This window comes from Novosphingobium meiothermophilum, assembly GCF_003171715.1.
In the GTDB taxonomy this organism is placed as follows: domain Bacteria; phylum Pseudomonadota; class Alphaproteobacteria; order Sphingomonadales; family Sphingomonadaceae; genus Novosphingobium; species Novosphingobium meiothermophilum.
The window spans coordinates 561,005-580,563 of sequence record NZ_QGHL01000004.1 but is presented as its reverse complement, the minus strand read 5'-3'; the positions used below and the strand labels follow the sequence as shown (position 1 = coordinate 580,563).

Sequence of the window (19,559 nt, the reverse complement as noted above, 5' to 3'; positions counted from 1 at the left end):
TTCCTGCGCATTTGCGGCTAGCGGCTGCGCGCATGGAAAACCTCGATCAACATCAGGCTGAAACGCTTGCCGCCATCGCCGAGGCTGCGACGGTGCAGGCCATCGAAGCGATCCGCGTATCGGCGCTGGGCAAGCAGGGCTGGGTCAGCGCGCTGCTGAAGTCTCTTGGCGGGATGACGCGGGAGCAGCGCCACAGCGAAGGCCCGAAGATCCACGCCGCGCGCGAAGCCGTGACGGCCGCGCTGAGCGAGCGCAAGGCCGCGCTTGAACATGCCGCGCTTGAAGCGCGCCTTGCTGCCGAAACGGTGGACCTTTCGCTTCCCGCATCCGAAACGCCGCGAGGTTCGGTCCATCCGGTCAGCCAGGTCATGGACGAACTGGCGGAAATCTTCGCCGACATGGGCTTTGCCGTGGCAAGCGGCCCTGAAATCGAAGACGACTGGCACAATTTCACCGCGCTGAACATGCCGGAAACGCATCCTGCGCGCGCCATGCACGATACCTTCTATTTCCCGGACAGGGACGCGGAAGGCCGTTCGATGCTGCTGCGCACGCATACCTCGCCGGTGCAGATCCGGGCCATGCTGGACCAGGGTGCGCCCTTGCGCGTGATCGCGCCGGGGCGGGTCTATCGCTCGGACAGCGATGCCACGCACACGCCGATGTTCCACCAGATCGAAGGGCTGGTGATCGACAAGGGCATTCACCTCGGCCACCTGAAGTGGACGCTCGAAACTTTCCTGAAGGCGTTTTTCGAACGCGACGATATCGTCCTGCGCCTGCGCCCCAGCTATTTCCCCTTCACCGAACCTTCGGTCGAGGTCGATGTCGGCTATACGCTGGTGGGCGGCAAGCGCGTGGTCGGCGGCAGCGGCGATGCGCCGGATGGCGGCTGGATGGAAGTCCTTGGATCAGGCATGGTCAACCGCAAGGTCATCGCGTTCGGCGGGCTTGATCCGGACGAATGGCAGGGTTTTGCCTTCGGCACCGGTGTGGACCGTCTGGCCATGCTGAAATACGGCATGGACGACTTGCGCGCCTTCTTCGACGGCGATGCGCGGTGGCTGGGCCATTACGGCTTTGGCGCATTGGACGTTCCGACCCTTTCAGGCGGTGTGGGAGTGCGCGCATGAAGTTCTCGCTCTCTTGGCTCAAGTCGGTCCTCGATACCAAGGCCGATGCCCGGCAGATTGCCGAAAAGCTGACCTCGCTTGGTCTGGAAATCGAAAGCGTCGAGGATGCTTCGGCGGCGCTGACGAAGTTTCGCATTGCCCGCGTGCTGACCGCGGAAAAGCACCCGCAGGCCGACAAGCTGCAAGTCCTCTCGGTCGATCTGGGAGACGGTTCGCCGCTTCAGGTCGTGTGCGGTGCGCCCAATGCGCGTGCGGGCCTTGTCGGCGTGCTCGGCCTGCCGGGCGCGGTGGTTCCCGCCAACGGCATGGAACTGCGCAAGTCCGCCATTCGCGGTGTCGAATCCAACGGCATGATGTGCTCCACGCGCGAGCTGTGCCTTGGCGAGGACCATGACGGGATCATCGAACTGCCGGCCGATGCGCCGGTGGGCACGAGCTTTGCCGACTATCTCGGTTCCGATCCGGTGTTCGATGTGGCGATCACGCCCAACCGCCCCGATTGCATGGGGGTTTACGGCATCGCCCGCGATCTGGCGGCGGCGGGTCTGGGCGTATTGAAGCCGATCACGGCGGTGCCGGTTGCTGGCAGCTTTGCCTGTCCGGTCGAAGTGCGCACCGATGATCCCGAAGGCTGCCCGGCGTTCTACGGCCGCGTCATCCGCGGGGTGAAGAACGGCCCCAGCCCGCAGTGGTTGCAGGACTTTCTGAAAAGTGCGGGCCAGCGCCCGATCTCGGCTCTGGTGGACATCACCAATTTCGTGATGCTCGGCTATGGCCGTCCGGCCCATGCCTATGACCTTGCCCGGCTGACCGGCGCGGTCGTGGCCCGCAAGGCGCGCGAGGGTGAAACCTGCCTTGCGCTGAACGGCAAGGAATACGCGCTCCAGCCCTTCATGACGGTGATTGCCGATGATTCCGGCGTGCATGACATTGCCGGGATCATGGGTGGCGAACATTCGGGCTGCACCGAGGAGACACGCGACGTTCTGCTGGAAGTGGCCTATTTCGATCCGCCCTCGATCGCCCGCACAGGGCAGGCGCTGGCGCTGGCTTCGGACGCGCGCGGGCGGTTCGAGCGGGGCGTCGATCCGGCGTTCCTCGATACCGGCATGGACCTGCTCACCAGCCTGATCCTTGACATCTGCGGCGGCGAGGCGAGCGAAGTGGTGCGTGCGGGGCAGCCACCGCTGACGCGCCGGACCGTTGCCTATGATCCGGCGCTTGCGGGAACGCTGGGCGGCGTCGATGTGGGTGCGGGCGAGCAGAAGCGCATCCTTGCAGCGCTGGGCTTTGCCGTGGCCGAGGACTGGACGGTCACGGTCCCGACATGGCGGCCCGATGTGGACGGCGCGCCCGACATCGTGGAAGAGGTAATCCGCGTGCACGGGCTTGATGCGGTGCCCTCCACCCCGCTGCCCCGCGCCGATGGCGTGGCGCGCCCCACGGCAACGGCTGCGCAAATGACCGAGCGGCGCCTGCGCCGTGCGGCGGCTGCGCGGGGTCTGCATGAAGCGGTGACTTGGTCGTTCCTGCCGGAGCGCGAGGCGGCCCACTTTGCCGATGGCCAGCCCTTGTGGACCCTGGCCAATCCGATTTCGGAAGATCTCAAGGTCATGCGGCCTTCGCTGCTGCCGGGACTGCTTGTGGCGGCGCAGCGCAATCTGCATCGCGGTGCCAGCGCCGTGCGCCTGTTCGAGATCGGCCGCCGCTATCTGCGCGGGGAGGGCGGCGCGAGCGACGAGAAGCCGAGCCTCGCCGTGGTGCTGGCAGGCGATGCCGTGCCGCGCGGCTGGGATGCCAGAGTGAACGGCGGCAAGGCGCGTGCCTTCGATGCGTTCGACGCCAAGGCCGAGACGCTTGCGCTGCTGGCGGAAGCGGGCGCGCCTGTGGACAACCTGCAAGTGATGGGCGAGGCCGGGGCGCAGTTCCATCCCGGCCAGTCGGCAACGCTGCGCTTGGGGCCGAAGCAGGTTCTGGCGCGTTTCGGCATGCTTCATCCCGCCACCGCAAAGGCGTTCGATCTGGATGGGCCGGTGGCCGTGGCGGAACTGTTCCTTGATCGCATTCCGGCAAGGAAGGGCGCGGGCACCTTTGCCCGTTCGCACTTTGCGCCGCCCGCGTTGCAGGCGGTGAAGCGCGATTTTGCCTTCCTTGTCGATGCCGGGGTTCCGGCCGCCGATCTTCTGCGCGCGGTGAGAGGTGCGGACAAGCAGGCCATCGTCGGTGCGCGCGTGTTCGACGATTTCCGCGGCGCGGGCGTGCCCGAAGGGCAGAAGAGCCTTGCCATCGAGATCACGCTCCAGCCGGTCGAGAAATCGTTCGACGAAGCTGCGCTTAAGGCGCTTTCGGACAAGGTCGTGGCGGCGGCTGCCAAGTTGGGAGGCGTTCTGCGGGGATGAGCGAGGCGCTTGTCACCATCGGCGAAACCAGCGCCTCTGGGGGGCTGACCGCGCGGATCAATCCGCTGGGTGCCGAGCTGTGGTCGCTGACCGATGGTGAAGGCCGCGAATACATGACCGATGCAGACCCCGCGTTCTGGTCGGGCCATGCGCCGCTGCTCTTTCCGATCATCGGAGCGCTGGCGGAGAACACCTTGCGGCTTGACGGGCACGCCTTCACCATGGCCAAGCACGGATTTGCCCGGCGCAGCATGTTCGCGCCGGTTCAGGTCGAAGCCGCAGCAGCCCGCTTCCGGCTGACCGATTCGCCTGAAACGCGGGCGGTCTATCCTTTCGGTTTCGTGCTGGAAGCGGCCTATCGCATCGCGGGGATGACGCTGCACACCTGCGTAAGTGTATTCAATCCCAACGCGAAGGTCCTGCCGTTCAGTTTCGGTTTCCATCCCGCATTCGCGTGGCCGCTGCCGGGTGGTGCCGAAAAGCACGCCCACAAGCTGGTGTTTGCCGCCGAGGAGGCAGCGCAGCTTCGGCAGGTTGCCCCCGGAACCGGCGTTCTCCTTCCCCGCACGGTTCCCAGCCCCGCACAGGGGCGCGAACTGGTGCTGCATGAAGACCTGTTCCGCGCCGATGCGCTGATCTGGGAAAAGGTGGCCAGCCGGTCGCTGTCCTATGGCGCAGAAGGCGGGGCATGGCTGGACATTGCCTTTCCGGACATGCCATCGCTGGGCGTGTGGCAGGTTCCCGGCGCGCGCTATGTCTGCATCGAACCGTGGGCGGGCCATGCCGACCCTGAGGGCTTTGCCGGAGATTTCCGGGAAAAGCCCGGCATCGTCCTGCTTGCGCCGGGCGAAACCCGCAGCTTCTGCATGGACGTAACCGTCCGCCCGCGCTAACCGCGCGAGCCATGTCCAATCGCCGCACCTTCGCCATCATTTCCCACCCCGACGCGGGCAAGACCACGCTGACCGAGAAACTCCTGCTGCAAGGCGGGGCGATCCATCTGGCGGGCGAAGTCAAGGCGCGCGGCGCGGCCCGGCGTGCCAGATCGGACTGGATGAAGATCGAGCAGCAGCGCGGGATCTCGGTCACGTCCTCGGTCATGACGTTCCAGAAGGACGGCATCGTCTTCAACCTGCTGGATACGCCGGGCCACGAGGACTTTTCCGAAGATACCTACCGCACGCTGACTGCGGTCGATTCGGCGATCATGGTGATCGATGCTGCCAAGGGCATCGAGCCGCAGACGCGCAAGCTCTTTGAGGTCTGCCGGATGCGCTCGGTGCCGATCATCACCTTTGTCAACAAGGTGGACCGCGAAGGCCGCAGCGTGTTCGAGACGCTCGACGAAGTGGCCGATGCGCTGGCGCTGGACGTGGTGCCGATGTCATGGCCGATCGGCATGGGCGGCGTGTTTCAGGGCGTCATGAACTTTGCCGACGAGACCATCGCCCGGCCCGAAGGCGACAGCCGCGAGTTTCTTGGCAAGCGCGAGCCCGCCACGGACATACCGGAGGACATTGCCGAGGAAATCGAACTGGCCCGCGCCGGCTATCCCCAGTTCGATATCGAGGCCTATCGCCACGGCGATCTGACACCCGTCTATTTCGGATCGGCGCTGAAGAACTTCGGCGTGGCCGAACTGATCGATGCGATTGCGAAATACGCGCCTCCACCGCGTCCGCAGTCTTCGGACAGCGGCGTGGTGGATCCTGCCCGGCCCGACGTGACCGGGTTCATCTTCAAGGTGCAGGCCAACATGGACCCCCAGCACCGCGACCGCATTGCCTTCATGCGCATGGTTTCGGGCACATTCCGGCGGGGGATGAAGCTGACGCCTTCGGGCCTCGGCAAGCCGATTGCCGTGCATTCGCCGATCCTGTTCTTCGCGCAGGACCGCGAGATTGCCGATACGGCCGAGGCTGGCGACATCATCGGCATTCCCAACCACGGCACCTTGCGTGTGGGCGATACGCTATCGGAGAAGAACGACCTGCGCTTTACCGGCCTGCCCAACTTCGCCCCGGAAATCCTGCGCCGCGTGGTGCTGAAAGACCCGACCAAGACCAAGCAGTTGCGCAAGGCGCTGGACGATCTTTCTGAAGAGGGCGTGATCCAGGTGTTCTACCCGGAGATCGGTTCGCAATGGATCGTGGGCGTGGTCGGCCAGCTTCAGCTTGATGTGCTCGTCTCGCGGCTTGAGGCGGAATACAAGGTCGAGGCCGTGCTGGAGCCATCGCCGTTCGATACCGCGCGCTGGGTGCGGGGCAGCGACATGGCGCTGAAGGCCTTCGCCGATTTCAACATGGCGAACCTTGCCAAGGACCGTGATGGCGATCCGGTATTCATGGCGCGTTCGGCGTGGGACGTGGGCTATCAGCAGGAGCGCAATCCCGATCTGGTCTTTTCGGCCACGAAGGAACGGTGATTGCAGCTATCGCTTTGGGGGAGTGAAGCGGTGAGGGGTTGAAACCGGAAGGCATCGGGCGCAGTTAGCCTGCCATGCAACTTCTCGGCCCGACCTCGAACACTTTCATCTCGCAGCGCCTGCGGCTTCACTATGTGGATTGGGGCAATGCGGACAAGCCGCCGCTGCTTCTGGTCCACGGCGGGCGTGACCACTGTCGTTCGTGGGACTGGACCGCCGAGGCGCTGCGCGAGGACTGGCACATCATCGCCATGGATCATCGCGGCCATGGCGACAGCGAATGGACATCGGACGGCAACTACCGCACGATGGATCTGGTCTATGACGTGGCCCAGCTTGTCCATCAGCTCGATCTGGCGCCGGTGACGATCGTGGCGCATTCGTGGGGGGCCAATACCAGCCTGCGCTATGCCGGGCTGTTCCCGGAGAACGTGCGCAAGGTCGTGGCGATCGAGGGCCTGTTTCCCACGCCTGAGCGCGAGGCGCTGATCAAGAACGTGCCCTTTGCCCGGCGCGTGCGCGAGTTCATCGGCGAGAAGCGCAAGGCCGCAGGGCGTCTGCCGCGCCGCTATCCCACGCTTGAAGATGCCTATGCGCGCATGAAGAGCGAGAACCCCTATCTCACCGATGCGCAGGCCCGGCACCTGACCCTGCACGGCATCAACCGCAACGAGGATGGCACCTTCAGCTGGAAGTTCGATCCGCACCTCAATGTCGATGGCGCGCCCTATGACATCAGCATCGAGCAGCGCAACGAACTGTGGAGCGCCATCACCTGTCCGACGCTGCTGCTGAACGGCGCGGATTCCTGGGCAGGCAATCCCGAACGCAACGGTATGGCCGCCTATTTCCGCAATGCCGAGGTGGTCGAGTTCGAGAATGCGGGCCACTGGCTGCACCACGACCAGTTCGACCGGTTCATCGCCAAGCTCAAGGACTTCCTCTGAACGGCCCGCGCGCAGGATTGCGGTGAAGCTCAAGGTCGCCAGCTACAACATCCACAAGGGGGTCGGTCTTGACCGGCAGCGCGACCCTGACCGGATCCTCACGGTGCTGCGCGAGATGGATGCCGACGTGATCGCCTTGCAGGAGGCCGATCTGCGCTTTGGACAGCGCGAGGCGGTTATTCCGCGCGCGATGCTGGACGATCACAGCCCGTGGATGGCGGTCGAAACCGGTCACTACGATCGCGCCCGCACGGCCGCGAGCATGGGCTGGCATGGCAATGCCCTGCTGGTGAGGCGCGGGATCGAGGTTGTCGACGCCAGTCCTGTCGTCCTGCCGACGATCGAGCCGCGCGGCGCCCTTTCGGCAACGCTGCGCCTTGGCAGCGAACTCGTCCACGTGGTGGGGATGCATCTCGACCTGTCCGGGCTTCGCCGCCGCCAGCAGGTGCGGGCGGTTTGCCGCCATGTCGAAGCCTTGCAGGATGATGCTCATGTCGTGATGATGGGCGATCTCAACGAATGGTCGGCTTCGCGCGGCGCGCTCGGCGCCTTTCCGGCCGCAATGCGCGTTCTGGCGCCGGGCCGCAGCTTTCCTGCACGGCGCCCGATTGCCCAGCTTGATCGCATCGTCATCAGCAGCGGCCTGCATGTGGAAGCGGCAGGCGTGCACCACAGCCCGCTAGCTGCGGTCGGTTCGGACCACCTGCCGGTCTGGGCGGAGCTGGAACTGCCCTTAAAAAACGCAAAGCCGACTGCCTAAAAAACAGGCACGCCGCGTGCGTTGCACAAGTTTCAGGCGCGTCCGGCACATCCCACGACATTTGCGAACCCGCAAAAGCCCGAATCCGGCAAATTACGGATCTGGCACGCCCCTTGCTTAACCTTTGATGCCGGCGGGTCGCCCGGCGTGAGGGCAACGAAAAGGGGGCATGAATGAAGTTCATCATCGCCATCATCAAGCCGTTCAAGCTCGACGAGGTGCGCGAAGCGCTGTCGGCCTTGGGCGTTGCCGGGATGACGGTGTCCGAGGTGAAGGGCTTCGGACGGCAGAAGGGCCAGACCGAAATCTATCGCGGTGCTGAATACTCGACCAACATGCTGCCGAAGGTGAAGATCGAGATCGCCGCAAGCGACGATCTCGCGCCGCAGATCGTCGAGACGATCCAGCAGGCCGCCAGCACCGAGGCCATCGGGGACGGCAAGGTGTTCGTGCTCGATCTGGCATCGGCCACGCGCATCCGCACCGGCGAAACCGGGGACACCGCGCTGTGACGGCGTTTTCCAAATCCGACTTCAGGGGGACAGACATGCTCCGCAAATTGATCGGTGGCCTGGCGGGAACAGGTGCCACTTTGCTTGCGGCTTCGGCCGCCCATGCGCAGGAAGCTGCCGCAGCAACCGTCGACAAGGGCGATACGGCCTGGATGATGGTTTCGACCGTGCTCGTGCTGATGATGATCCTGCCGGGCCTTGCGCTCTTCTATGGCGGCCTGACGCGGTCCAAGAACATGCTTTCCACGATGACCCAGATCGGCGCGGTGACATGCCTTGCCATGCTGATGTGGGTCATGTTCGGCTATGGCCTTGCCTTCGGGCCTGAAGGCAACGCCTTCATCAGCTGGGGCAAGTTCTTCCTCTCCGGCGTCGATGCATCGAGCCAGGCGGCGACCTTCACCGACGGCGTCGAGATCCCTGAATACGTGTTCATCTGCTTCCAGATGACTTTCGCTGCCATCACGGTCGCGCTGGTGCTCGGATCGGTGGTCGAACGCATGAAGTTTTCCGCCACCATGGCCTTTGCGGCAGTGTGGCTGACGATCGTCTATTTCCCGATTGCCCACATGGTCTGGGCGGGCGGCGGCCTGTTCTTCGAAATGGGTGCGCTCGATTTCGCCGGCGGCACCGTGGTGCACATCAACGCAGGCGTTTCGGCGCTGGTTGCCTGCCTTATCCTGGGCAAGCGCATCGGCTATCAGAAGGATATCATGGCCCCGCACTCGCTGACCCTGACTGGCGTCGGCACGGGTCTGCTGTGGGTGGGCTGGTTCGGGTTCAACGCCGGTTCGGCGCTTGAAGCCAACGGTTCGGCAGCGCTTGCCATGATCAACACCTTTGTCGCCACGGCGTCTGCCGGTCTGTTCTGGATGCTGGCCGAGCGCATGTCCGGCCACAAGGGTTCGGCGCTGGGCTTCTGTTCTGGCATCATCGCCGGTCTGGTCGCGGTGACGCCTGCTGCCGGCAACTCCGGTCCGTTCGGTGCCATCGTTCTGGGCGCCATCGCCTCGCTGGTCTGCTTCTACCTCGTCACGGTGGTCAAGCCGAAGCTTGGTTATGACGACGCGCTCGACGCCTTCGGCATCCACGGTGTTGGCGGGATGATCGGCGCGATCGGCACCGGCATCGTCTATTCGCCCTCGCTCGGCGGCCCTGGCGGCGCAGATTTCGACATGGGCGCCCAGCTCGTGACCCAGATCAGCGCGACCGTGGCCACCATCGTGTGGGCCGCCATCGGCACCACGATCGCCATGTATGTCGCCAAGGCGCTGACCGGCCTGCGTGTGAGCGAAGAGGTCGAGCGTGAAGGTCTCGATCTCGGCGAACACGGCGAGCGTGCCTACAACATGTAAGTTTTGTCCGAATTGGCGGGGCGGGGGGGCCAGATCCTCTCCCTCTCATCCTCCCACCCCGCCAAACCTTGTTCCTCCTGCGAACAGACTAAGGCCGGAAGCGCTAGCCCGCTTCCGGCCCTTTTTTCGTTCCGGCCGGGGCGGCTTTTTTGGCGGCATCGCCTTGCCCGCAGGTTCGGCAAACTCTAAGGCGCGGCCATGGCAGACGCACCGCTTCCCCCTGCTCCCCGGCCAAAGGACTGGATCCTCGGCATTCACGCCTATGTCCCCGGCAAATCGACCGGCAAGGACGGGCAGGTGCTGACCAAGCTTTCGGCAAATGAAAACCCGCTGGGGACGAGCGCGGCAGCGCTGGAGGCGCGCCTTGCTGCTGGCGATCCGGCGCGCTATCCCGACCCTGACAGCAAGGAACTGCGCGCGGCCATCGGTGCGGTCCACGGGATTGATCCGGCGCGCATCGTCATGGGCACCGGTTCCGACGAACTGCTCAACCTCGCCGCGCAGGCTTATGCCGGACCGGGCGATGAAGTCCTTTACGTGCGCTATGGCTTTTCGGTCTATGATATTGCCGCGCGCCGTTGCGGGGCCACTCCGATCATCGCGCCCGATGCCGATTACGGCACCGATGTGGATGCGCTGCTGGCCTGCGTTACCGGGCAGACGCGCGTGGTGTTTCTTGCCAATCCCAACAATCCGACGGGAAGCTGGCTGCCGCGCGCCGAGATTGCCCGGCTTCATGCCGGCTTGCGGCCGGACATCCTGCTCGTGCTCGACGGTGCCTATGCCGAATATCTCGATCCCGAAGAGGATGACGGCGCGCTGGCCCTTTCGCAGAGCGCGGGCAATGTGCTCGTTACGCGCACCTTCTCGAAGATCTATGGCCTTGCCGGTGAGCGCATTGGCTGGGGCACTGCCGATCCTGCCATCGTCGACATGCTCAACCGCATTCGCGGACCCTTCAATATCTCGTTGACGGGGCAGGCAGCCGGAGTTGCGGCTATGCGCGATCAGGCTTTCGTCGAGGCATCGCGCCGCCACAATCGCGCGGTGCGCGAACGCTTTGTTGGCAAGCTTGAAGCGCTGGGCAACCACGGTGTGCGTCCACTGCCAAGCCGGGCGAACTTCGTGCTGATCCTGTTCGAAGGCGCGCTGAGCGCGGAGCAGGTTTATACGGGACTGATGGACCACGGTTACATCACGCGCTGGCTGCCGGGGCAGGGCCTGCCGCAGGCGCTGCGCATCACCATCGGCACCGAGGCGCAGATGGACGAGATTGCCGAGGCCATCCGGCAGATGTGCGAGGCGGCAAAGTGAGTGACGCGCCCTTCCGGCAGATCACCATAGTCGGGCTGGGCCTGCTTGGCGGCTCGATCGGCCTTGCCGTTCAGGCATTTCTGCCGGGCGCAAGGGTAGTTGGATATGATGCCGATCCTGTGGTGCGAAGCGCGGCAAAGGCGCGGGGGCTGGCGCACCGGATTGCCGATGATGCGCATGGAGCTGCACAGGGATCGGACCTTGTCATCTTCTGCGTTCCGGTTGGCGCGATGGGAGCAGCGGCCCGCGCGATTGCACCGGGGCTGTCGTCCGAAGCGCTGGTCAGCGATGTCGGATCATCCAAGGCAACCGTTGCTGCGGCGCTGGCTGAGGCTCTGCCAGGGCATCACATCATCCCCGCGCACCCCGTAGCCGGGACCGAGCGCAGCGGCCCCGATGCAGGCTTTGCCGCGCTGTTCCGCAATCGCTGGTGCATTGTGACGCCCCCGGCCGATGCGGATCCCGGCCTGTGTGCGCGCCTGATCGCCTTCTGGGAGGGGCTAGGTGCGCGGGTCGAGACGATGGACGCCGACCATCACGACAAGGTGCTGGCCGTGACCAGCCACTTGCCGCACCTGATTGCCTACACCATCGTTGGCACTGCATCCGATCTTGAACAGGTGACGCAAAGTGAAGTCATCAAGTATTCGGCTGGGGGCTTTCGCGATTTCACGCGCATTGCCGCATCCGATCCGACGATGTGGCGCGATGTCTTTCTTTCGAACCGCGATGCGGTGCTGGAAATGCTCCAGCGTTTCACCGAGGATCTGACCGAATTGCAGAAGGCCATCCGCAAGGGCGATGGTGCGTTCCTGTTCGATCACTTCACGCGCACCCGTGCGATCCGGCGGGGCATCATCGAGATGGGGCAGGACGACGCGCGGCCCGACTTCGGCCGTTCCGATCATCAACCCGAAGGCTGATCCGCCGCTTCAGCCGTTTGGCGCGCTGCCATCTAGCGCCTTGCCGTTGAGCGCATTGATCGCGGCTTCGACGCGGGCTTCGATTTCCTCTCTGGGCAGGCCCGGCGGGATTTCCTCGGCAAAGCGGTAGCGCACGGTGCCCGGCCGCTTCCACGTGCGGTGGTAGAGCGGCCCGCTGTCGACCGCCACCGGGATCACCGGCAGGCCGAGCAGCTTGTAGAGACCCGCAAACCCTGATTGCAGGGCGCGTCGCTGGCCATGCGGCACGCGCGTTCCTTCGGGAAAGATGATGAGCGGGCGCCCTTCGGCCATGAGCCGCCGCGCTTCGGCCAGCATGGTGCGCAAGGCTCTGGCCCCGGCATCGCGCTCTACCGCGATCAGGCCGTAGTTGCGTCCGGCAAGACCCCAGCCGGGGATTGCCATGAGTTCGGCCTTGGCGAAGACCACGGGCAGGCGGAAAAGCCAGGGCAGGTCGATGGCCTCGAAGAAGGCTTCGTGGCGGATGGCATAGAGCACGCCCGGCTTGAATGCCGGGTTTTCGAGTTCCACCCGGATGCCAAGAAGCACGCGGCAACACAGCCGGTGCCAGCCGCCCCAGCCGCGCACGATCGCGCGGAAGACCGGCCGCGAGATTGACATGGTCAGCAGCGAGCCGAGCACGAACAGCACCGAACCGCCATAGAAGGCAGCATAGAAGGCAAGACTGCGCACGACAGAGAAAAGGCCGCCCATCGTTACCAGCCGATCATCCACGCGACGAGCCGCGCAACCAGTTTGTTGTATTCCATGAACAGGATCTTGAAGGTGGGGCGGGAGGCAACGGCATCGCGCACGATGACAAGGCTGGAAGGCGCTTCTGCCGCCAGATCGAAGGCGGCGCGGCGCATGTGCCAGTCGGTTGTGACGAGGCGGATAGAGCGCAGGTTGTTCTGCCTGATCCAGCGTGCTGTTTCGATTGCATTGGTGCGGGTGTCGACCGCGTCATAGCCAAGCGTGATGCAGCAGGCCATGAGGCGGTCCGGAACGTCGTATTCGGCGGCGAATTCGCGCGGGCGCACTTCGCGGTCAACCCCTGAGACAAGCAGTTTGCCCGCGTAGCCCTTTTCGATCACGGCAAGCGCGCGGGGAATGCGGCCGCTGCCCCCGGTAAGCGCGACCACGCCATCGCTGCGCACCGGTTCGATCACCGGCCGCGGCAGGAAGATGGCAAACCAGCAGAAGCCGAGCGCCCAGGCGATCAGCAGCAGCGACAGGAGCCGCCGAAAGATGCCGCGGCGTGTCACAGCATTCGTCTCAGTGCCGCAAGGACAGAGAAACGCGCGGTCAGCACCGCAAGGAGGACGCCCGCCAGCGGAATGCAGGCAATCGCCAGCCAGTCGCCCCAGCCAAGCCCTCCCAGCGACATCAGACCGGAGCCGAGTGCGGCAAACTGGCGTCCCAGCAGAAGCGTGGTGACCGTGCCAAGCAGCAGGCCGCCGATCCCGCCCGCAGCGGCATCCACCGCCATCGAGCGCTGAAAGATCCGCGCGATCTGGGCATCGGTGCCGCCCAGCATATGGACGATCTCGATGGTGGCGCGATGGTTGCCCAGTGCATTGCGCGAGGCGAGCAGCACGGTTGCCACGGTAGCGAAGGCCAGCAGGGCAATGAGGCCGCCAGTGAGCCATTGCAGCGCGCTGATCGCCTCGAAGACCGGGCCGAGCCATGCCGCCTGCGCATCGACCCGTGCCGCGGGTGCACGGGCGACAACCGCGTCGCGCAAAGCCCTGATCCGTGCAGCACTTGCTTTTTCGGCAAGGCGCACGTCGATGAGCGCAGGCACCGGCAGGGCATTCACATCATCGCCTGCCGCCGTGCCGAGCCATGGTTCGACCAGTGCGTCGAGTTCGTGCTGCGGCACCAGCCGCGCCGAGACGACGCCTGGCACCTCGCGGATCGCGGCGAGTGCGGCCCGTGCCTGCCGGTCGCGCTCGCTGGGGGCGCCGTGGACAATCTGCACCGTGACGCCGCCCGCCACGTCGGCGCTGGCGATGCGCGCGGTATTGCGCAGGGCAAGGCCGCAGGCAGTGGCAACCACGGTAAGCCCGATCATGATGGCAATGACCCATGGCATCGGACCGGAAAGCCTGCCTTGCGGAAGCAGGCGGTTCTCGGCGCGCAGGGCTTCGCGCCAGTCGCTTTTGCGCCCGGCGTGCAGGAACCCTTCGAGCAGGGGAGGCGGGCCTTTGCGCCAGATCATGCGCGGGGCAGCCCCGTGGCTTGTCCGGCGGGGCTGCGATCAAGGCCCTGCACGGGCACGGTGCGCCGGGGTGGATAGCGCAGCGCGCCAGTCGGATCGGCAAGGCGCCCCTTGTCGAGCCGCATGATCAGCGAATCGGGCACCTTGCGGATGAGGTGAGCGTCGTGGGTGGCCACGACGACGGTGGTGCCAAGCCGGTTCAGAGCTTCGAACAGACGCAGCAGTTTCAGGGCCATTTCGGGATCGACGTTGCCGGTGGGTTCGTCGGCCACCAGCATGTCGGGCCGCCCGATTACGGCGCGGGCGATGGCGACGCGCTGCTGTTCTCCGCCCGAAAGCGTTGCCGGGCGCGCGTGGCTTCGATCCCCCAGTTCGACCCATTCGAGCATATCGCTGACGGGGCGAACGATCTCGCTTTCCGGCAGGCCCGCGACCCGCAGCGGCAGGGCGACATTGTCGAATGCCGACAGATGCGGCACCAGCCGGAAATCCTGAAAGACCACGCCCAGCCTGCGGCGCAGGTCGGGCAGGCGTTCGCGCGGCAGGGTGATGGCATCGGTGCCGAACATGCGGATCAGCCCGCGCGAAGGCCGCTGGGCCAGATAGAGGAGCTTGAGCAGGCTGGTCTTGCCGGCGCCCGATGCGCCGGTGAGAAAATAGAAGCGGCCCGAAAACAGGGTGAAACTGATATCGGTCAGCACTTCCTTGCCGGTGCCATAGCGCAGCCCGACATTGTCGAAGTGGACAATCTCTGCATCATCGGTGTTGCTCATCAGACAGAGACTGTACCTGTTTGCCGCATGGTGTTGGTTATGCCCGATCGGCTATACGCGGCAATCCATGTGGAAAAAAGGCCGCTGGCGCGTTTCTGCCGGGTCGAAGCTATTGTTTCGACAGGCATGACCATGCTTTACCGCAAGCATGATTATTGCGTGCCCCGCCTGTTCGACGCGCTATGTCGTTCCTGACAGCGCCATTGGCGTAGATGGCCGGACGGTGCGTTGCGCCAAATGTCGGCATTCCTGGTTCCAGCACGGCCCGGAAATGCCCGAAGCGGCGGTGGCAGCGGCCGCTGAACCCGCCGCCGCAGCACCTGCCGAAAGCACCGCGACGGCTCAGCAGGCACCGGAACCCGCATCAGTATCCCCACCTGAGGCCGCCACAGAGCCGCCCATGCCGCCCGCGCGGCCCGAACCGGCGGTGCAGGCCCGCTATCGCACCGCGGCCGATGCCGTGCCCGACCTGCCGCATTCTCCCTTCGAGCATGAGCCGCCCTTTCGCCCGCGACGCAATCCCGCGAAAATGTGGACCATCGGCGCGGTAGCCTTTGCACTGACGGTGACGGGGCTGAGCGCGGCGGTCTATACCTATGGCGTGCCGCAATGGCTTCCGGGCACGGGCCAGACGTTTGGCGCGGACCGGCCTGATCTGAAGCTTTCTTTCCCGGCAGAGAAGCAGGACCGCCGCAAGTTGCCGAACGGCACGGAATACTTCGGCGCCAGCGGGACGGTGACGAATACCGGAAAGCAGGTCCGCGCGCTCCCGCAGATTCTCATCGTGCTGCGCGATTCGCGCGACAAGGTGGTCAAGACCTGGGAGGTTCCGCCCCCGCAGGACGAGCTGGCCCCCGGTGAAAGCGTCACGATCAACGCCGCCGTAACCGACGTGCCGCGCTCGGCCAAGTTTGCCGAAATCGGCTGGAAACCCGATTGACCGGCGATTTGCCAACGCGGTTGCCGAAAAAAGTCGGCAAGCATGTTGCGCGGGCCAAACTCCTTTGCTAGGGGCGCGCTCCTACCCCACCACGGGGCGCCGGGCAGAGCCTGAGCATCCCGTCTGATTTTGCGGTCGTGGCGGAATTGGTAGACGCGCAACGTTGAGGTCGTTGTGGGCGAAAGCCCGTGGAAGTTCGAGTCTTCTCGACCGCACCATCATCCCTTGAAGCGGTGATCCTTGCCTTCGGGCGCCCGGAATGATCCGGGCGCTCCGGGCATCGTGTGGCGTCAGGCCATTGCCATCAGGCTGGCATTGCCGCCTGCGGCTGTGGTGTTGATCGAAAGGGAAACTTCGGCCAGCAGCATGGCATCATCATCTGCCGGGGCAAGCAACGGCACGATCGGGCCATCGAGCGCGGCCAGCGCCTGCTGGAAGGCAAGGGTGAAGGCCGCGTCGCCATCAACCAGCGCGCGGGCATAGGGGGCAAGGGCCTGCCAGCCGGGTTCGGCCACGACCGGCGTTCCGCCAAGCCGGGTGACGCGCGCCTCAAGCGCCTTGAGGCGCGCCGCATCCTGCGCGGCGATCAGCACTTTGCCGACCGGGCGCAGGGCGTGGACGTTGCGTTCGCCCACTGGGCCTGCCAGTTCGCGTTCGCCCGGCAGCAGCGCAGGCGCCGCAGCGGCCGAAGCAACGAGGCGGCGCAGATAAAGCGGGCCGCCGGCCTTGGGCCCGGTGCCGGACAGGCCATGCCCGCCAAAGGGCTGCACGCCCACGACCGCGCCGATCACATTGCGATTGACGTAGATGTTCCCCGCGTGGGCACGGGCAGTGATGCGGGCCACGGTTTCATCCAGGCGAGTGTGCAGGCCGAAGGTGAGACCATAACCCCAGCCGTTGATCGTATCGACGAGCGCGTCCATATTCTCGCGCCGGAAGCGGATCACGTGCAGCACGGGGCCGAAGACCTCGCCGGTCAGCAGTGCCGGATCCGCCAGTTCAATGATCGTCGGGGCAACGAAGGTGCCACGCGCCGTTTCAGGGCCAGGCGGCAGACGATGGACCGGGCAGCCCGCCGCCTGCATCCGCGCGACATGGGCTTCAATGCTGGCGCGGGCATCGGCGGTGATGACCGGGCCGATATCGGACGAAAGGCGATCGGTCGGGCCGACCGACAGTTCGTTCATCGCCCCGCGGAGCATGGCAAGGACATGATCGGCGACATCTTCTTGCAGGCACAGCACGCGCAGCGCCGAACAGCGCTGGCCCGCGCTGTCGAAGGCCGAGGCGATGACATCGGCCACGACCTGTTCGGCAAGGGCCGAACTGTCGACGATCATCGCGTTCTGGCCCCCCGTTTCGGCAATGAGCGGAATGGGCCGCCCTGTGGCGGACAGTCTTCCGGCAAGCTGGCGCTGGATCAGCCGGCCGACCTCGGTTGAGCCGGTGAAGAGCACGGCTGCGGTTTCGGGCGCGGCCACCAGCGCGGCCCCGATGGTGCCATCGCCCGGCAGCAGGATCAGTGCATTTTCGGGCACGCCTGATTCGTGCAACAACCGCACGGCCTCTGCCGCGATCAGCGGGGTTTCCTCGGCAGGCTTGGCGAGCACGGCATTGCCCGCCATCAGGGCCGCGGCAACTTGGCCGGTGAAGATCGCCAGCGGGAAGTTCCACGGGCTGATGCACACGGCAGCACCAAGCGGTGCGGCCCCCGCGAGCATGGGTGCCTGCGCGGCATAGTAGCGCAGGAAATCGACCGCCTCGCGCACTTCGGCCACGGCATTGGCAACCGATTTTCCTGCCTCGCGCACGAGCAGCGCGATCAGTTCGGGCATCATGGCCTGCATCCGGTCGGCGGCACGTTCAAGCACGATGGCGCGCGCAGCGGGCGGGGTGGCGGACCAGCGCGAAGCGGCGGCAAGGCGCGCTGCGGCGGCGGCCGCCTGCGGCAGGGCCTCGCGCACGGTTCCGACGCGATCGGCATGGTTGGCGGGGTTTAGGACAGGGCGCGCATCTGCCGAAGGGAGATCGGCCCCCGGCACTGCATGGCGCGGGATACGTGCGGCGGCGGCAAAACGCTCTGCCAGATGGCGAAGCGTTGCCTCGTCCGAAAGATCAAGCCCGGCGCTGTTGCGCCGATCGGGATAGAGCGCGCGGGGCAGCGCGATCAGTGGATGGGGCGCACCTTGCTCTGCCATGGCGCAGACTTCGGCTACCGGATCGGCAATGATGGCTTCCACTGGAATATCGGGATTGGCGATGCGGTTGACGAAGGACGAGTTAGCTCCGTTTTCCAGCAGGCGGCGGACGAGGTAGGCGAGCAGCGTTTCATGCGTTCCGACGGGCGCATAGATACGGCACGGGCGGTTCAGTTTCTCCGGGCCGACGACTTCGTCATAAAGCGCCTCGCCCATGCCGTGCAGGCACTGGAACTCGTAATCGCCGGTGCGAAATCCGGTTCCGAGTATTTCGTCGGCCATGGTCTTGATGGTGGCAAGGGTCTGCGCGTTGTGCGTGGCGAACTGCGGAAACACAGCATCCCTCGCACCAAGCAGGCGCCGGGCGCATGCGATATAGGCAACGTCGGTATGGATCTTGCGGGTATAGACCGGGAAATCGGCCTGCCCATCAACCTGCGCGCGCTTGATCTCGGCATCCCAGTAGGCCCCCTTGACGAGGCGGACCATGATGCGTCGGCCGGTGCGGCGGGCAAGATCGATGATCCAGTCGATCACGAAGGGGCAACGCTTGCCATAAGCCTGCACCACGAAGCCCAGCCCGTTCCAGCCTGCAAGCGCAGGATCGGCGGCAAGCGCTTCAAGCAGATCGAGCGAGAGTTCCAGCCGGTCGGCCTCTTCCGCATCGATATTGAGACCGATGTCGTAATGCAGCGCGAGGCTGCACAGAGCCTTCACGCGCGGCAGCAGCTCGGCCATGACGCGTTCCTGCTGCGCGCGGGCATAGCGCGGGTGCAGCGCGGACAGCTTGATCGATATGCCCGGTCCATCGTGAATGCCGCGCCCGGCACAGGCGGCGCCGATGGCGTGGATCGCAGCTTCATAATCTGCGTAATAGCGTGCGGCATCGGCGGCCGTCATCGCCGCTTCGCCCAGCATGTCGTAGCTGTAGCGGAACCCGCGCGCTTCCATTGGCCGGGCGCGATCGAGCGCTTCGGCGATGGTCTCGCCGGTGACGAACTGTTCGCCCATCATGCGCATGGCCAGATCAACCCCGCGCCGGATGACCGGTTCGCCAGCGCGGGCGATGAGGCGCGTGAGCGCGGCGCCAAGGCCGGTGTCGTCGACGCTGCCGGTCTGCAAGGTTTCGGTCAGTTTGCCGGTGATGACGAGGCCCCATGTTGCGGCATTGACGAACAGCGAACGGTCCGCTCCCAGATGGGCAAGCCAGTCTCCGCCAGCGATCTTGTCGCGGATAAGATCATCGCGCGTATCATTGTCGGGGATGCGCAGCAGCGCTTCGGCAAGACACATCAGGGCGATGCCTTCCTGTGTGGAAAGCGCGTATTCCTGAACCAGCTGATCGACCCCGTGCCCGCGTGGGCGAGCGCGCAGCGCCTCGACCAGCGAGCGGGCAAGCGTCTGGGCAGAGGCGCGCAGCGCATCGGGCAGGAGCGCTTCGGGCAGCAGCGCGGCCATGCATTCGTGCTCGGACCTGCGGGTGGCTGCCGTGATCGCGGCTCGCAAGGGCGTGTGGGCATCGGCAAGGACGGGGGCGAACTTCGAGAAAGGCCCATCGGAAAAAGGAGCGTGGGAGAAAGGGCCGTGGGAGAAGGGGGCGTGGATCGTCATGCCCGCCAGAATATCATGTGCCGATGCGCC

16 protein-coding genes and 1 tRNA gene are annotated in these 19,559 nt (G+C 65.4%); 12 read left to right on the top strand and 5 right to left on the bottom strand.

The genetic code is table 11. The annotated features are described in order from the left end of the window. Positions 1-32: 32 nt before the first annotated feature. From pheS to DKM43_RS03125, 10 genes are all read left to right on the top strand, one after another. Positions 33-1,133 carry a phenylalanine--tRNA ligase subunit alpha gene (pheS, locus tag DKM43_RS03170; protein ID WP_109796984.1) on the top strand — a complete coding sequence of 367 codons (1,101 nt, stop codon included), beginning with the start codon at positions 33-35 and terminating at the stop codon, positions 1,131-1,133. Continuing rightward, a complete protein-coding gene (gene pheT, locus DKM43_RS03165; RefSeq protein ID WP_109796983.1) occupies positions 1,130-3,532 on the top strand; it encodes a phenylalanine--tRNA ligase subunit beta in 2,403 nt (800 codons plus the stop codon). Before pheS ends, pheT begins: the two co-directional genes overlap by 4 nt. Further along, positions 3,529-4,425: an aldose 1-epimerase family protein gene (locus DKM43_RS03160; protein ID WP_109796982.1), complete on the top strand. Its 897-nt coding sequence runs from the start codon at positions 3,529-3,531 to the stop codon at positions 4,423-4,425. The genes pheT and DKM43_RS03160 overlap by 4 nt, the downstream gene beginning before the upstream one ends. Positions 4,426-4,436: 11 nt before the next feature. Continuing rightward, a complete protein-coding gene (locus DKM43_RS03155) occupies positions 4,437-5,957 on the top strand; it encodes a peptide chain release factor 3 (protein ID WP_109796981.1) in 1,521 nt (506 codons plus the stop codon). 74 nt (positions 5,958-6,031) lie between these two features. Further along, entirely contained in the window at positions 6,032-6,904 is an 873-nt protein-coding gene (locus tag DKM43_RS03150) for an alpha/beta fold hydrolase (RefSeq protein ID WP_109796980.1), read from the top strand. A gap of 22 nt (positions 6,905-6,926) precedes the next feature. Further along, complete coding sequence (locus DKM43_RS03145) at positions 6,927-7,664, top strand: endonuclease/exonuclease/phosphatase family protein (protein ID WP_109796979.1); 738 nt, start codon at positions 6,927-6,929, stop codon at positions 7,662-7,664. Between the two features lie 173 nt (positions 7,665-7,837). Beyond that, positions 7,838-8,176, top strand: coding sequence for a P-II family nitrogen regulator (locus DKM43_RS03140; RefSeq protein ID WP_054107869.1), 339 nt, complete (start codon positions 7,838-7,840; stop codon positions 8,174-8,176). Positions 8,177-8,211: 35 nt separating this feature from the next. Then, positions 8,212-9,531: an ammonium transporter gene (locus DKM43_RS03135; protein WP_109796978.1), complete on the top strand. Its 1,320-nt coding sequence runs from the start codon at positions 8,212-8,214 to the stop codon at positions 9,529-9,531. 198 nt (positions 9,532-9,729) lie between these two features. Then, positions 9,730-10,845, top strand: a complete 1,116-nt coding sequence (locus tag DKM43_RS03130) for a pyridoxal phosphate-dependent aminotransferase (protein WP_109796977.1) — start codon at positions 9,730-9,732, stop codon at positions 10,843-10,845. After that, entirely contained in the window at positions 10,842-11,768 is a 927-nt protein-coding gene (locus tag DKM43_RS03125; protein ID WP_109796976.1) for a prephenate/arogenate dehydrogenase family protein, read from the top strand. The genes DKM43_RS03130 and DKM43_RS03125 overlap by 4 nt, the downstream gene beginning before the upstream one ends. 9 nt (positions 11,769-11,777) lie before the next feature. Here DKM43_RS03125 and DKM43_RS03120 read toward each other — a convergent pair whose 3' ends face one another. Genes DKM43_RS03120 through ftsE form a run of 4 tightly spaced genes read right to left on the bottom strand, consistent with a single transcriptional unit; the run spans position 11,778 to position 14,780 of the window. Next, a complete protein-coding gene (locus tag DKM43_RS03120; RefSeq protein ID WP_109796975.1) occupies positions 11,778-12,500 on the bottom strand; it encodes a lysophospholipid acyltransferase family protein in 723 nt (240 codons plus the stop codon). Positions 12,501-12,502: 2 nt separating this feature from the next. Further along, a complete protein-coding gene (locus DKM43_RS03115) occupies positions 12,503-13,051 on the bottom strand; it encodes a YdcF family protein (protein ID WP_407938476.1) in 549 nt (182 codons plus the stop codon). After that, positions 13,048-14,007 (bottom strand): cell division protein FtsX, encoded by a 960-nt coding sequence (locus DKM43_RS03110; RefSeq protein WP_236632346.1) that lies wholly within the window; start codon positions 14,005-14,007, stop codon positions 13,048-13,050. The genes DKM43_RS03115 and DKM43_RS03110 overlap by 4 nt, the downstream gene beginning before the upstream one ends. Then, entirely contained in the window at positions 14,004-14,780 is a 777-nt protein-coding gene (gene ftsE, locus DKM43_RS03105) for a cell division ATP-binding protein FtsE (protein WP_236632345.1), read from the bottom strand. Before ftsE ends, DKM43_RS03110 begins: the two co-directional genes overlap by 4 nt. Before the next feature lie 148 nt (positions 14,781-14,928). On the opposite strand from ftsE, the gene DKM43_RS03100 reads away from it, so the two are divergent. Both DKM43_RS03100 and DKM43_RS03095 read left to right on the top strand, forming a co-directional pair. Further along, a complete protein-coding gene (locus tag DKM43_RS03100; protein ID WP_109796974.1) occupies positions 14,929-15,720 on the top strand; it encodes an MJ0042-type zinc finger domain-containing protein in 792 nt (263 codons plus the stop codon). A 131-nt stretch (positions 15,721-15,851) separates the two neighbouring features. Then, positions 15,852-15,938: transfer RNA gene (locus DKM43_RS03095), tRNA-Leu, on the top strand. Between the two features lie 72 nt (positions 15,939-16,010). Here the strand turns inward: DKM43_RS03095 and putA are convergent. After that, positions 16,011-19,529 carry a bifunctional proline dehydrogenase/L-glutamate gamma-semialdehyde dehydrogenase PutA gene (gene putA, locus DKM43_RS03090; protein ID WP_109796973.1) on the bottom strand — a complete coding sequence of 1,173 codons (3,519 nt, stop codon included), beginning with the start codon at positions 19,527-19,529 and terminating at the stop codon, positions 16,011-16,013. Between the last annotated feature and the right edge of the window lie 30 nt (positions 19,530-19,559).